Annotated in this window: 12 protein-coding genes; all 12 read left to right on the top strand. The window is 50.3% G+C overall.

The annotated features are described in order from the left end of the window. The first annotated feature begins 190 nt into the window (after positions 1-190). Positions 191-658 (top strand): MarR family transcriptional regulator, encoded by a 468-nt coding sequence (locus GQY55_RS25965; RefSeq protein WP_160044823.1) that lies wholly within the window; start codon positions 191-193, stop codon positions 656-658. Positions 659-939: 281 nt separating this feature from the next. Continuing rightward, complete coding sequence (locus GQY55_RS25960; protein WP_160044822.1) at positions 940-2,352, top strand: MDR family MFS transporter; 1,413 nt, start codon at positions 940-942, stop codon at positions 2,350-2,352. 292 nt (positions 2,353-2,644) lie between these two features. Continuing rightward, the gene (locus GQY55_RS25955) at positions 2,645-4,897 is read left to right on the top strand and encodes a helix-turn-helix domain-containing protein (protein ID WP_160044821.1); all 2,253 of its coding nucleotides are present in this window, start codon (positions 2,645-2,647) and stop codon (positions 4,895-4,897) included. A gap of 128 nt (positions 4,898-5,025) precedes the next feature. Continuing rightward, the gene (locus tag GQY55_RS25950; protein WP_373309199.1) at positions 5,026-6,021 is read left to right on the top strand and encodes an ABC transporter permease; all 996 of its coding nucleotides are present in this window, start codon (positions 5,026-5,028) and stop codon (positions 6,019-6,021) included. 15 nt (positions 6,022-6,036) lie between these two features. Then, entirely contained in the window at positions 6,037-6,912 is an 876-nt protein-coding gene (locus GQY55_RS25945) for a carbohydrate ABC transporter permease (RefSeq protein WP_160044820.1), read from the top strand. 28 nt (positions 6,913-6,940) lie between these two features. Next, entirely contained in the window at positions 6,941-8,557 is a 1,617-nt protein-coding gene (locus tag GQY55_RS25940) for an extracellular solute-binding protein (RefSeq protein ID WP_201452243.1), read from the top strand. 315 nt (positions 8,558-8,872) lie between these two features. Further along, positions 8,873-9,310, top strand: coding sequence for a DUF2500 domain-containing protein (locus tag GQY55_RS25935; RefSeq protein ID WP_160044818.1), 438 nt, complete (start codon positions 8,873-8,875; stop codon positions 9,308-9,310). 146 nt (positions 9,311-9,456) lie between these two features. Beyond that, positions 9,457-10,206 carry an SDR family NAD(P)-dependent oxidoreductase gene (locus GQY55_RS25930; RefSeq protein ID WP_160044817.1) on the top strand — a complete coding sequence of 250 codons (750 nt, stop codon included), beginning with the start codon at positions 9,457-9,459 and terminating at the stop codon, positions 10,204-10,206. A gap of 235 nt (positions 10,207-10,441) precedes the next feature. Then, a complete protein-coding gene (locus GQY55_RS25925; protein WP_160044816.1) occupies positions 10,442-12,187 on the top strand; it encodes a hypothetical protein in 1,746 nt (581 codons plus the stop codon). 200 nt (positions 12,188-12,387) lie between these two features. After that, positions 12,388-13,482, top strand: a complete 1,095-nt coding sequence (locus GQY55_RS25920; RefSeq protein WP_160044815.1) for a hypothetical protein — start codon at positions 12,388-12,390, stop codon at positions 13,480-13,482. Positions 13,483-13,724: 242 nt separating this feature from the next. Beyond that, positions 13,725-14,147, top strand: coding sequence for a cell wall hydrolase (locus GQY55_RS25915; protein WP_160044814.1), 423 nt, complete (start codon positions 13,725-13,727; stop codon positions 14,145-14,147). A gap of 164 nt (positions 14,148-14,311) precedes the next feature. Then, positions 14,312-14,704, top strand: a complete 393-nt coding sequence (gene gerQ / locus GQY55_RS25910; protein ID WP_236575869.1) for a spore coat protein GerQ — start codon at positions 14,312-14,314, stop codon at positions 14,702-14,704. The last annotated feature ends 153 nt before the right edge of the window (positions 14,705-14,857 follow it).

Here is a 14,857-nt window from a genome sequence, read left to right as displayed (position 1 = left end):
CCTATTTTTCTTTTGAAATTTAGCGTGATTCTGATTTGAGATCATGCTAAATTTCCCTATTTTATTGCAATTCGCAAGGTTTTTGAGATTCAATGCACCACATAGAAGCGTCGTGTATTGTTACATTGTTGAAATAGAAACAAAAACTCCATATAATATGGTAATGCACCAACGGGTGGGAGGATAGGCGATGAACAAACAAGAACAGGTCCTCTTGGAGTTCAGGGTTTTATTTAACAAGATGGCTTGGCTTAATAAGAATAAGATGGAAGACAGTCTTAAGGGTTATAAGCCTTCCGAGGTACATTGTATCGAATCCATTGGAAAGCATATCGATCCCAACGTGACTAAACTTGCCGAGTCCTTATATATGACGAGAGGCGCCATAAGTAAATTGACGAAGAAGCTCATGGAAAAGGGCCTGATCGATAGCTACCAGAAGCCGGAAAACAAGAAAGAAATCTATTTTAGGCTTACCTCGCTAGGGGAAGCCATTTATAACATCCATGAGGAACTGCACAAAGAGTTTCAAGAGCGGGATCGAGCCGTGTTTGAGCAGGTAACCGAAGAACAATTTGAAAGTATGCTTCGCTTCATCGAAATGTATAGCAGGCATTTGGATGCAGAAATAAAGAAACAGGGGATAAGTATTAATTAAGACGGAATCCATTTGAATCAGGACTTTGCAAAATTCGATTCCAGCCGCTTCCGGATACAATATATATAGACGAACTAAACCCTTTCGTTCTATCTATTGCTGATTGAGAGTCGCTCCTTGGATTTTTGCAAAATCCTCGAATATGAAAATGAAACCACAGGCAGCCTTGCTCTATTGAGAGCGGGCTGCTTTTTTATTCTGGTTACTTTGTTGACAAGGAAACAAAATTGCGATATTGTTGACAAGGAAACAAATGAGAACGTCTGAGAGAGGAGAATAAAATGACAAAAAACAATATAAAGGAACCGGGATTACCCCGAGAAATCCTCATGGCTGCCTGGGCTATTGCACTGGGAGCTATCGCCCCAATGCTTGACTCCACGATGGTGAACATCGCCATCGACAAACTCAATAAGGATTTCAACACGACTTTGGATACCGTTCAATGGTCCGTAACAGGTTATGCGTTAGCCCTTGCGATTGCAGTTCCCGTATCCGGCTGGCTGATGAACAAATATAGCGGTAAGAAAATCTACATCGGGGCGGTGATCGCCTTTGGGATCATTTCTGTTTTAGCAGGAATCAGCTGGGATATTTCCAGCTTCATCTTCTTCCGCTTGCTCCAAGGATTCAGCGCCGGGATCATTACCACGCTCATGTCAACTCTTTTGGTTAAAACAGCGGGTCCTGAAAATGTAGGGAAAGTGATGGCCATCGTCAGCACGCCTATGATTCTCGGACCGATCTTAGGGCCTGTCATCGGTGGCTTCATCGTTCAAGGCGCATCATGGCATTGGATATTCTTCATCAACGTGTTCATCGTTCTGATCGCTGCACCGCTGATGATGAAAAAGATTCCGGACTTTGAACCGTTCAACAAAGACGGTAAACTCGATGTGTTTGGGATTATTGATTTGTCCTTCATGAGTGCGGCATTGATTTACGGAATTACGAAAGCGGCGGACCATGCATCTTTTACCAATCGCGAAACCATTCTATGGGTGGGTATCGGCCTCGCTTTAGCCCTTATTTACTTCGTATACAATCGGATCAGAAAAAATCAAACCGTGCTGCCCATGGATTTGTTTGCGCACAAGAGCTTCGCAGCAGCAAGCATCGGTTTGTTTTTAGCGAATATTGCCGTCATGGGGCCAATGCTAATCCTGCCGTTGTTCTTCCAAAACCTCCGTCATTTCACGGCAATCGAAGCAGCGCTTGCGTTAATTCCTCAAGGCGTCGGAATGCTCGTTACTCGGCCGATGATCGGAAAAATGATCGATAAGATCGGCGCGAAATACGTCGTTATGGCCAGCCTTGTTCTTTCGCTTATCGGATCGATCCCGCTCATCTTTATCACCGATAAAACAAGCATGATTTGGATTTCCATCGTATTGTTCATCCGGGGCACCAGTTTTGGAGGGATTATGCTCCCGCTCACCAGTGACGCTTATACGGGACTTGACAGCAAACAACTTCCGGAAGCGGGTGTCGGGATCAATATGATTGAAAACGTCGGTTCCAGCTTTGGTTCAGCGGTGATCGCAACCGTAGTCGCAGCTGCCGTACAAGGAATGCAACCCACGATTTCCAATGACTTAAAAGGTTACCATGCCGGATTTTTCGTGTCCGCCGTTGTCCTTGCGGTCATCTTCATCCCAAGTCTATTCCTCACACATAAAAAGAGCGCATCATAAAAAACGGAGCTTGAACAACAAGTTGCCGCATGAAAAGCTGACCAATAACAATTTTTAGAGAACCCTTGCAAACGATCGGGAACCCCGATTGTTGCAGCGGTTCTTTTTTTGTTTTGATAGATGGGTTTGGGATGGAACGCAAAACACTCTATCACGCTATCGTCGCAGGCTTATATACTAAAAAAAGTGACGTTCATGCCTGTGCCGGAGCGTACTAGGGTGCCACTGTTTAGAATCGACACATTGTTTTGGAACTGTTTTGAAACCGAAGAACACCATGGAGGAATGACAAATGCGCAAAAAATGGTTTTACAGGCTGCTGCTATCGTACCTGCCGATCTTTCTGGCGATCACTTCTTTGCTGTGGTTTATCTCGGCCATGGCAATGAGCGAAATATCCAAGAAAGCGTCGGAGAGAGCCAATGAGGCATCAGCCGCACATGCGATGGATTTGCTCGATGCATCGCTGAAATCGATTGATGCCGCCGTGTTGAAGGAACTTGGAAAAAGCGGGGCGCTTGCCCAGTTTTTTTACCCGCCGGAAGAAGGCACGACGTTTAATACGCTGTACCAGCCTTCGAATATGCTGCGGAGCCTGATGACCGGCATCCAAAGTATCCGCATCGATTCCATCTATTTATACCGCCAGCGGGACGGCGCCGTGTTATCTGCGGATTCCTTGCTTCCGATAGACCAAAGCGGGGACCGCGAATTTATCCAAGGGCTGCTTGACGAGCCGGACGGCCCGGCGAAAGTTTGGTCCGATGTGAGGAGCTACCGGGAGTTTCGAGGGGAAGGAAACCCGGCGGACGTCGTGTCGTTAGTTCGTCAGGTCCCGGTCATCAGCGGCGGAGAAGGGTTCATCGTCGTTAATATCCGGACGAGCTCCATATCCCAGCTGATCGAGAATGTGATGGGTTCGGAATATACCAGCATCGGGCTTCGCGACGAGAAGGGCAAGTATCTGTTCAAGGAGCATGATGAGGCTTCCCCCCAAACCTTTTTCGACAACCCAAAGACGGCCCGCGTACGTTCCGAGTATACAGGTTGGGAGCTGCAATCCGGCATAAAGTATACGGGCATTTTCAATTTAATTACGGGATTTGCAGAAATACTGCTCACGGTTGGAGGATTGGCGATCATGATCGGGATTATCGGAATCGTGCTCGTAACAAGGCGGAATTATAATCCGATCCAATCGATTCTCATGAGAATCCAGCATGCGTCGCGGGGGAAAATGCTGGATTTGCTCCCCCAATCGGGCAAGGATGAGTTCAAGTTTATCGAAAACGCGGTGGACAATCTGATGGAACAGTCGATCCGGTACGAGGAGCGCCAGCGGCAGGATCTTGTTTACCGCCGTCAATTTTTCTTTGAGGAATTAATGGAGGGCAACCGGATCATCGAGGAGCGGGAATGGGGCGAACAGACGGCGCTGCTTGAGCTTCCTGCGGACTGCGCAGCATTCCAGGTCATTGTACTGGAACTCGATCATTATGGACGGTTTGCGGCGGAATATTCCAAGCGGGATCAATATTTGTTGAAATTCGTGCTAAGCAGCATCGTCCGGGAGCTTTCTTCCGATGGCGAAGCAAACATGTGGACGGAATGGCTGAATCCAAGGCAAATGACCGTATTGTATCAATATCGTCGCGACCCGGCGACGGAGTCCGACATCTTGCACGCGTCCAGGAGATGGCTGGATTGGATCGCCGGCAATCTGAGATTTACCGTCACCGTCGGCGTAGGCGGAAGAGTAAAGCCCCCTGCGAACATTCCGGAATCCTACCGGCAAGCCCTCGAAGCATTAAGATACAAAACCGTGCTCGGGACAGGGCGAACGATCGCTTATGAAGAGATCGAAGGGATGAATCCGGGGGAAATCTTTTCCCATCTTCAAACGATCCGCTCCCTGGCCCGGAAATTCAGAATGGGAAATGCGGAGTGGCTGGACGATTTTGAACGCTTGTTTGAAGAGCTCCGGGCCATGCTGCTTTCGCGCGAAGAACTTGAAAATGTAGGAGGTTATCTGATTTACCACTTGCAGCGTGAAACAGGAGGGCTTACGGCCGATGTGCGGGAGCTTTGGGAAGAGGGGGCGGCGGACCGGCTTCATGAATGTTTGGAACAATTCGATACGGCGGAAGAACTTTATGTTCAATTGCGCGAATGTTTGGCGGATACGGCGGAACGATTGAAGCAGCTACGCGAAGGGAAGCGCAACCATCATCAAATTCGTGAAATTAAAACCTACATCGAGCAGCATTACGGCAATCCGGATTTGTCGTTGACCTACCTGAGCGATACGTTTGGGCTGAATCCGAAATATATTAGTCAACTGTTCAAAGAGGAATACGGCGTGAATTTTGTGGACTATTTGACGCAAGTTCGGATGGAGCACGCCAAGCAAATGCTGGTGGACACGGACCTGGCTATCAAGGATATTGCCGTTCATTCAGGGTATTTGCATGCATTTTCCTTCATCCGTGTCTTCAAAAAAATGACGGGGTTAACGCCGGGCGATTTCAGGAAAAACAGCCGGTAATTCAAGGGTTTTCGCCGGAAAAACCGAGCATTGTGCATGGAAGGAAAACTGTTTATTGAATTGGGCTTAGGCGCTGCATTATCGTAAAGGCACTCCGGATCAAGCCGGGAGAAGAAAGGGGGGAGAGCATGAAGGCAATCAAAACAGATACCGTGGTGATCCGGCCGCGGAGAGCGCATGGGAATGGGGGGGATAGAAAGAAAAAATTAAAAATGAATGAAGCCGGAAGCCGCCGCAAACGTTTCAAGAGCAATATTCCGCTCTTCATCTTGTTTATTCCGATCATCGTATTTTTCATCGTGTTCAAGTATTTTCCTATGGCCGGACTTGTGATCGCTTTCAAAAATTACAATTTTGCCGACGGCATATGGGGGAGCGAATGGGTCGGGCTGGAGAATTTTCGGATGCTTTTTTCCAATCCGCAGACGCTATCGATCATTAGAAATACGGTGGTGTTAAGCTGTTTGGGACTGATCATCGGATTTCCGTTTCCTATTTTGCTTGCGATCTTGATGAATGACGTTCGCAGAATGTGGTTCAAGCGGACCGTGCAGACGCTTGTTTATTTGCCCCATTTCCTGTCGTGGGTCGTTTTGGGCGGGATGGTGCTGACGATTTTTTCGATTGAAACGGGAATTGTCAATCATTTGCTGCAGGCCTGGTTCGGTTTTTCCTATCCGTTTCTGTACAAAGAAGGTTCATGGATTGCGATTTTTATCGGGTCCGGCATTTGGAAAGAAGCGGGATGGGGGGCCATCATTTATTTGGCGGCTTTGTCCGGAATCGACCCTAGCCTTTACGAGGCCGCCAGCATCGACGGCGCGGGCAAATGGAAGAAAATTTTAAATGTGACGCTGCCCGGTATATTGCCCACGATCGTCATGATGTTTATTTTAAATATCGGCCACGTCATGGAAGTGGGATTCGACCAGGTGTTTATGCTGAAAAACTCGGTTGTCTCCAACATTTCCGAAGTGATCAGCACCTATATTTACCGGATTGGCTTAAAGGGTGCGCAATTTTCGCTGTCGACGGCAATGGGATTGTTTGAATCGATCATCGGCCTGATTCTGGTCGTTACCGCCAATCGGATCGCCAGAAAATTCGGCCAAGGACTTTGGTAAGGAGGGATGCTTGGGATGAGGGATACGCTTGGCGAAAAAGTATTTTACCTGTTTAATTACGCGCTTCTTTCACTGTTTGGCCTGCTTTGCCTCCTGCCGATTTTGAACATCGTATCCGTGTCATTCAGCGATTCGCATGCTGTCGCTTCGGGGAGAGTTTCGTTATGGCCTTCGGGTTTTTCGCTGGATTCCTACAAGGCGTTGTTCGTTGGAACCGGCATCGTCCGCGCGCTGATCAACAACGTGGAGATTACGGTCGTCGGAGTTGTGCTTAGCATGATCGCGACCATGATGGCCGCTTATCCGCTGTCCCGAGACTATTTCTACGGACGCCGGTTTTTCACGCTGGCCATCGTATTTACAATGCTGTTCGGGGGCGGGCTTATTCCTTCGTATCTGGTGATACAAGCCCTGGGACTCGTGGATCATTACAGCGCCCTGTGGCTGCCCGGTTTGGTGAGCGCTTTCAACATGCTTGTGCTCAAAACCCATTTTGAACATCTTCCGGCCGAGATGGAGGAGGCGGCAAGAATCGACGGATGCAATGAATGGCGCTTGATCGGTCAAATTTTTCTGCCGCTGTCGATGCCCGTTATTGCCGCGCTTACCCTTTTTTACGCGGTGGGATACTGGAATTCATTTATGAACGTTTTGATTTATATCAACAGTCCGGAAAAACATAATTTAACGGTGTTGGTCCAGCAAATGATCTACAGCCAGTCATTGCTGTCGGAAATCAACAACGTTCAGCCGGATGAAATCCAGCAGCTGACGCCGGATGGGGTAAAATCGGCCGGGATCGTAGTCATGATCGCTCCGCTTTTGGCCGTTTATCCGTTCCTGCAAAAGCATTTCGTTAAGGGCGTCATGATCGGCGCGATTAAAGGATAATAAAAAGTCGATATTTATGGGGGTAAATATGATCACGACGAAAAAAATGGGAACCTTCATCGCGATTGCGGCACTTTTGTCGCTGACTTTGGCAGGCTGCGCCAAGGGAGGAAATCAGGGGGACGGCAGCACTACGGATGGCAAACCGTCCATCTCCTCCGCGATCTATGATCGGGGAAGCGTTCCGCCAAGCGAAGGGACCGTCGAGAAAAACCGCTGGACGAAATGGATCAACGAAAACGGGCCGGTTAACGTTACATTTACGGCGATTCCCCGCTGGGAGTCGGGAGAAAAGTACAATACATTGTTTGCTTCAAAAACGGCGCCCGATCTTATTTTCGAATACGACTCGGGTCTTCGGGACCAACTGTACAACCAGAAGCAGCTGATGCCGATCGACGACATGATCGAAAAATACAGCACCGATTACAAGCAACTGCTCGAACAAAACCCGCTCTTAAAAAAGCTCGCCATAAAATCGGACGGCAAAATGTACGAGTTTGGGCATATCAACGGACTGGCAACCAACCATGTGCTTTACATCCGGGAGGATTGGCTTAAAAAGCTGAATTTGGACGTTCCGAAGACGACCGAAGATCTGTATCGGGTGGCCAAAGCATTTACGGAGCAGGACCCGGACGGCAACGGGAAAAAGGATACTTACGGATACAGCCTTAGTTTTGTAACGGCCAATATTACGGATAAGATCTTCCAAAACGTAGGCTGGGTCATTGAGGACGGAAAGCTGATTCACGATTGGGACCGGCAGAAAGCTGCAACGATATTCAAGAAGAGACTGTACGATGAAGGCTTGGTCGACAAGGACTTTCTGGCCGACAAAAACGGGGAAAAAGCGAGACAAGACTTCATCAACGGGAAGCTCGGCATGTTCGGCATGAACAACGGTGCGGATGCCCCGGGCCTGCAGCTGCTGGAAGCATTGCGCAAAAACGATCCGAATGCAGTCATCCGAGCCATACCGCTCCCTAAAAGCGAATTCGGCCAATTCAGTCCGGCGGTTCAAAATCCGATCCAAATGACAGCGGCCGTCAATGCCAGAGCCAAAAATCCGGAAGCCGTCATGAAGTATGTCGATTTCCTTGTGAAAAAGGATACTCAAAAGACGCTGCGCTACGGAATTGAAGGCGAGCATTGGAAGGAGGCCGGCGGCTGTCCGGCTGTCATCGATAAAGAAAAAAACGATAAAGAGCTCAGTTACAATATCGACTATCAAATGCTGACCAACAAAACGGATTTCGGAAAATGCGGAACGTTTGCGAGCACGCTCGATCCCTCGAAACCGCTGGAGAAGGAATTTTTAGGCATCATCGATCAAGCCAAGGAGGCTTACCTGGATCCTTCCCGGCCCCTGGCGTCGATCGCGTCGGATGAGCATATGCCTTCTCCGCCGCAGAACATCCAGTTGATCCAATCGAACGCAGGCCAACCTATGGGAGATATTATCAACAAGGTCGTGGTCAGCGGTTCCTCGTATTCGGTGGACCAGGCCATGAAGGACATCAAATCCGTATGGGATAAAGCGGGAGGCCAGCAAGTAGACGAATGGTATGCCAAATGGTACGACGAAAATAAGGATAAAGCGTTTTTAACGCCGGACATGTATAAGATTGAAATTAATCAGTAGACCATATGCACTTTACCTACTGTAATTAAAGTGAAATACAGTTTAATGATGGATTCCGCATGATGGCGGCCCGCAAGATCATCGCTTGAACTGGAAGGCGGTTTCTTGCGGGTTTTGCCCCAACATCGGATCGCTGCTTCTCCTGCCGGATGCAAAATTGTGCGAAGCCGCTTGCGAATAACCGGGAAAAAGTTCATGAAATGCTTGTCTGACAAGGACTAGTGGTTTTTTTGTCATTTTCCCCGCATATACTTGTTATGAACAGGCCCGCATAGGAAGCATCGCTCAGCCTAAAGTTGAAAAGGAGGGGGAAGCATGCCAGGGGAATCGTCATTTTGGATGTTTGACTTCTTCGGTAAAGTCATGCCGATCTTTTTTGTTGCCATTATCGGTATCATCGCTGTGTCTGCCGGCAGAGGATTGCTGCAGTGGGGGCGGAACAACAAACAGCCTGTTCTCACGGTCGACTCCCGGATCGTCAGTAAGCGGACCGAAGTCCATCAACGCCATACGCATGAACCGAATGATCAGATGACCAGCCATACGAATACGGTCTATTATATTACGTTCGAAGTGGACAGCGGAGACCGGATGGAGTTTCCCGTCAGCGGCAAAGAGTTCGGCTTGTGCGCGGAAGGGGATTCGGGAAGGCTTACGTTTCAAGGCACGAGGTACAAAGGCTTTGAACGGCGCATGCGGTTTGCCGGAGAAGCCGAAGCGGGGGCGCGATATCGGAATTATGAGCGGTTGTAATACGGAATTGACGCGTGCCGAATGAAAGGGACTGCATCTGTTTGGGGATGCGGTCCTTTGCGGTTTTCGAATGTTTCTTGAAACGCGGCTCCGGTGAAAGTAAAGTAGAGGCATCAGGATAGGCAAGTACCAAGGAGGAATAAGACATGTCATTTGAAAATCTTGTCGTGGTTGTGACCGGGGCGGCCCAAGGCATCGGGTACGGCGTGGCGAAGGCTTTTGCGGAAAAAGGATCAAAGCTCGTCCTGGCGGATTTGAACGGGGATCAAGGCGCAGCAGCGGCGGCGGCCATTCGGCATGAAGGCAGACAAGCTATTTTTGTCCCTTGCGACGTACGAAAAGAGGAAGACATAAAGCGGCTTATGAAAGCCGCGGAAGAAGAATACGGCAGAATCGACGTGCTGATCAATAATGCAGGGGTTTCCCGCTGGAAGTCTCCTTTGGAGTTGTCGGTCGAGGAATGGGACGACGTCTTGAATACGAATGCGCGAAGCTGTTTTCTCGCCACCCGGGAAGCGGCCCTTTCGATGAAAAAGCATGGCGTTCCGGGAGCCGTCGTCAACATTGCATCCACGCGCGCGCTGATGTCCGAACCGAACTCGGAAGCATACGCCGCCTCGAAGGGGGCGATCGTGGCGCTGACCCACGCGATGGCCGTATCGCTCGGCCCGGACCGGATCCGCGTCAATTGCGTCAGTCCGGGATGGATCGAAACGCAGAGCTACGACGCTTTGAAAAAAGCGGATCATGAGCAGCATCCGGCCGGAAGGGTAGGCAAACCGGAGGATATCGCCAAAGCCTGCCTATATTTGGCAGACCCGGACAATTCTTTCGTAACCGGGACTCATTTGGTGATTGATGGGGGAATGACTCGAAAAATGATTTACGAACCGTAACTTTTCTCCTGCGCAGTTGGCCCTAAAGCTTTCCATTTTTTCACTATCGCACGCCGAACCGACGGACACGCCGTCACCGGCATAGTTCCTTTTATGCAGTTTCGTTTGCCGGACCATAAGGTGAGCCTGTTCCTTTAAGGATTACGGCTCATCTTTTTTTAGGGGATCAATGCTATAATTACTCCGTTTACTACTTGAGGATTGGGGAGTCCTCACATAGGAATGGAGGGAAATTATGATTGTCAAAAATTCTCGATGGCTCGCTGTCCTGCTGATTCTGGCCGCGGTCCTGCTTACAGGATTCGACTCCCCGTCGAAGGGAGTAAAGGCCACTTGGGTTTGGCAGACGGAACTAATCGAGGATGGTGGAGAACATCTGCTGGATTTCGCTCACAAAGAAGGCATCAATCTGATCTATTTGCAAATCAATCGGGATTTGCCTAAAGAGACCTACGAAACGTTCGTGCGGCGCGCACACGAAGGGAATGTCGCCGTTCATGCGATGGGCGGGGATCCGCGATGGGCGCTGCCGAAATATCTGGACCGCATGCTTGGCCTTGCCGAATGGACGATGGACTATAATGCCGTCGCGCCGCCCGAAAGCCGGTTCGATGGCATCCATCTCGATATAGAACCTTATGTTCTACCCCAGTGGGAAGAGGATCCGAATGCCGTCATTCAAACCTGGGAGAGCAACTTGACCGCTTTTCTGGGCAAAACATCCGGCTCCGGGCTTGAGCTCGGCATCGATATTCCTTTCTGGTTCGACGGTTACAGCACGTCGGAGGGCGGATCTCTCAACGAATGGCTAATGCGTCAATTCGATCACATCACCGTGCTCGCCTACCGTAATGAAATCGACTCCGATTACGGGATCATCCCGCTGTCCAGAGACGAACTCGATTTGGGCGACAGGCTCGGCAAAAAAGTACTGATCGGCGTAAACACGAAGCAAATGCCGGGGGAAAGCCACACCACGTTCTACGGCCGGAATAAAGAACAGATGAACCAATCGCTTTCGGCGTTATCCGAACAACTGAGCTCGCATTCTTCTTTTTCCGGACTCGCCATACATGATTTCCGCTATTGGGAGAACATGCCCGACGAAGGCGGCGGCGAAAAGCCGGATCCCGAGCCCGATCCAGGGGACATGGTTCCGGATGCGGAACCGGTCAACCGGGATCAAACGGTACGAGGCACGTATATCTGGGAAGCGAACCAGGTGCTGCAGAACGGACAGGAAATCCTTGACTTTGCCAAGGAGAAAAAGCTCAACTGGCTTTACGTCCGCCTCGATTTGCAGCAGCCGTTCAGCGCGTATCGGACCTTCGTCAAAGAGGCGTCCGCCGCGGGGATTGAAGTCCATGCGATGGGAGGACACCCGGTTTGGGCGCTTCAGGAAAGCAGGCCCAAAATGATGAAGCTCGTCAATTACGTCAAAGACTACAACCGTGCGGTGAACGGGGACGAACGTTTCCACGGCATCCATTTGGATATCGAGCCGTATGTCCTGCCGGAATGGAAAACCGATGACAAGCGGGTCATATCGGAATGGACATCCAATCTGGATGCGTTCGTCACCGAGCTGAAGAAAGATTCCCATTTGCAAGCCAGCATGGATTTGGCGGTTTGGCTGGATAAATATAAAGTCCCCGGCGATGACGTTTCGCTTAGCAAATGGATGATTCAGCGCATGGACCATGTGTCGTTGATGGCATTCCGGAATTCGGCCGCCGGGTCCAACGGCATCGCCGGCGTCTCCAAAGAAGAAATCGGATTTGCGAACGAATTGGGCAAGCCGATCCTCATTTCGGTGGAGATGAAAGAAAATGATGAGGGCGCCCACATCAGCTTCTTCGAAAAAGGGGCGGAATATATGGAGGGAGAGCTTGCCAAGCTGCCGGAACTGTTCTCGAATTCCCCTTCCTATACCGGCAACGTGGTGCACGCCTACGATTATTGGCGAAATGCCAAGCCGTAACCCGTTAAAACGAATTTCTCCGTCAAAGCCTCTGCCCGTGCCTTTAAAGCCGGGAAGAGGCTTTTTTAATATATAAGATTTCCATGCCGCTTCGCGGCGCCGGACTTAAGGCCGGATCATCTGGGCATTCACACAGAAAGCCTAAAGGGCATAACATAAGGTGTTGGCAATGCGAGTGAGATAAAGGAGCGTGAACGCAAATGGCAGGACTTGAGAAACACTATTTCGGGCGCGGCAATACGGCGGCGGGATTGTATACGCTGTACGATTCCATTTTAAGCGGGTTGGATACGGTATTTGTCATCGACGGGCGGATCGGTCCGGGAACCTCCCAGGTGCTTGGCGAGCTGGCCGAAGCATGGAAAGACAACGGCTGGACGAAGCATTATATACATGAAACGCTGGACAGCAAGCGGCTGGAAGGCATCATTTTGGAGGAAGCGCGGATCGGCATCGTCGACGGAAACGCGTGGAGCGCCGATCCCGTGCTTGAAGGCACGGAAATCCGCGTGATCGACGCTACCGCGGCGCTGCGGGCAGGGCTCTTCGAAGAAGCCGAAGCCGAGGTGAAGGAGAAGGAGCGGGAAATCGCGGACCTGTACGCGAAGGCGTTCGACTCTTTTTTAAGAACGCTGCGCATACACGACGAATGGGAAAAATTTTATATCGATAACTTGGACCGCGACCGCGCCAATCAAATCACGGCCGAATTTGCCGACGAATACCTGATCCCGTTCCGTTCCAAAAAAGCGAACGTTACCCGCCGGTTCCTCGGCGCGGCGACGTGGCAAGGGGCAATCGACTACGTGCCGAATTTGACGGAAACGCTCCGCACGCGCATCTTCGTGAAGGGACGTCCGGGTTCCGGCAAATCCACCATGTTTAAAAAATTGGCTAAAGAAGCGGAAACGCGGGGGATCGACACTGAAATTTACCACTGCGGCTTTGATCCGAACAGCCTGGATATGCTCATTTTTCCGGAGCTCAGCCTGGCCGTTTTCGACAGCACCGCGCCGCATGAGCATTTTCCGAGCCGCGAAGGCGACAGCATTCTCGACGTGTACGAACTGGCCATAAAACCAGGCACGGACGAGGCGTTCGCGGAAGAAATCGCCGAGATCCGGAGCAGATATTCGGCATCCATGAAACATTCGATTTCCATTTTGGCGGACATCAAGCGGATTCGCGACGAAGCATGGGAAGCTTTCGATGCGGCTCTGGATCCGGCCGCGCTTCGCTTGATCGCAAGCCAAATCGTCCGGCAGGTCGATGCGCTGACCAATTCGTCCGTATAATTCGAGCGGACTGCCGTTAATTTTTGGAGGAAATGTGGACCCGAAGGAATTGGCGTCTTTTCCGATGATAACCGGAGAAGACGCTTGTTTTTTGTCGGCCGATCGGGAATGGAAGGGGAAAATCGTCAGAATTGGCTTATCCTTGTCGCAATAAAGTACAAGTTGCAGCGATTTGTTGTCACTCATCTGGGCGAATGCACATACACTTATATGGAAAATCATTCTTGCAGGGAGGTAGAATCTTGGCTGTTATCAAAACGAATACAGGGCAAACCAGACTGCTCGCTCGTTTGATGAGGGCTGAAGCCGAAGGTGAAGGGAGTCTTGGAATGCTGATGGTCGGCAACGTCGGCGTGAACCGGATTCTCGGAAATTGTCTGGATTTCAACAATATCCGCAGCATCAGGGATATGGTTTATCAAAGCCCAGGCGGTTTTGAAGCCCCGACGAAGTCGTATTTTTATCAAAGGGCAAGAGAACAGGACATCAGGCTTGCACAGCGCAATATTAACGGCGAACGGTTTTGGCCGGCTTCCAACGCTTTATGGTTTTTCCGCCCCACGGGCAATTGTCCGTCGACCTGGTTTAACCAGGCGAATACCGGACGTTATAAAAATCACTGCTTCTTTAGTCCTTCGAGCGCGGATTGTCCGAACGTGTATTGATTCGAAAATAACGAAAAAAGCTACGAATTGTACTTAATTAAGGAGGATTTGAACGTATGATGCCTCAATTTTTTCGTCCGGCGCCTTATCCGATGGGCAGCGGATATCCGGGAATATCGGGTAGCGGCATGGGAACACCCGGATCGGTGGGAGTGCCAGGAACAATGGGGACTCCCGGAACGATGGGAACTCCCGGAACGATGGGAACAATGGGAACGGTTCCGCCCTCAGTCACGAGCGGCAGCCCGATGACCCCGACGGGAGCGGTAGTCCAAGCGCCGCAGCAATTCGAGCAGTCCTATGTAGAAAACATATTGCGTTTGAATTTGGGAAAAACGGGAACTTTCTACATGACTTACGAAAACAACTCCCAATGGAACGCCAAAATTTTCACAGGCGTCATCGAAGCCGCCGGTCGGGACCATATCATCATTTCCGAACGGTCCACCGGTCAGCGCATCCTGCTGTTGACGCTGAATCTGGATTTCATCACGTTTAACGAGCCCCTTGTTTACCAATATCCCGGCGTGATCGGCAATCCGCCCCAAAGCCGGTAACGGGGGATTGCCGCTCCTCTAGATGTAGAGTGCGGCGGGAAGTTTATCTCCGTATTTGGATTAAAGCGCCGAAAAGACCGCCTTTAATGTCATAAAAGACAGGGGGCGGCTCTTTTTGCCTGCTTAGCGGATGTTTGCTTGCAAAAACAACGG

The sequence above is a fragment of the Paenibacillus sp. USDA918EY genome (genome assembly GCF_009870825.1).
Classification (GTDB): domain Bacteria; phylum Bacillota; class Bacilli; order Paenibacillales; family Paenibacillaceae; genus Paenibacillus_AQ; species Paenibacillus_AQ albilobatus.
This window is presented reverse-complemented; position numbering and strand designations above follow the sequence as displayed.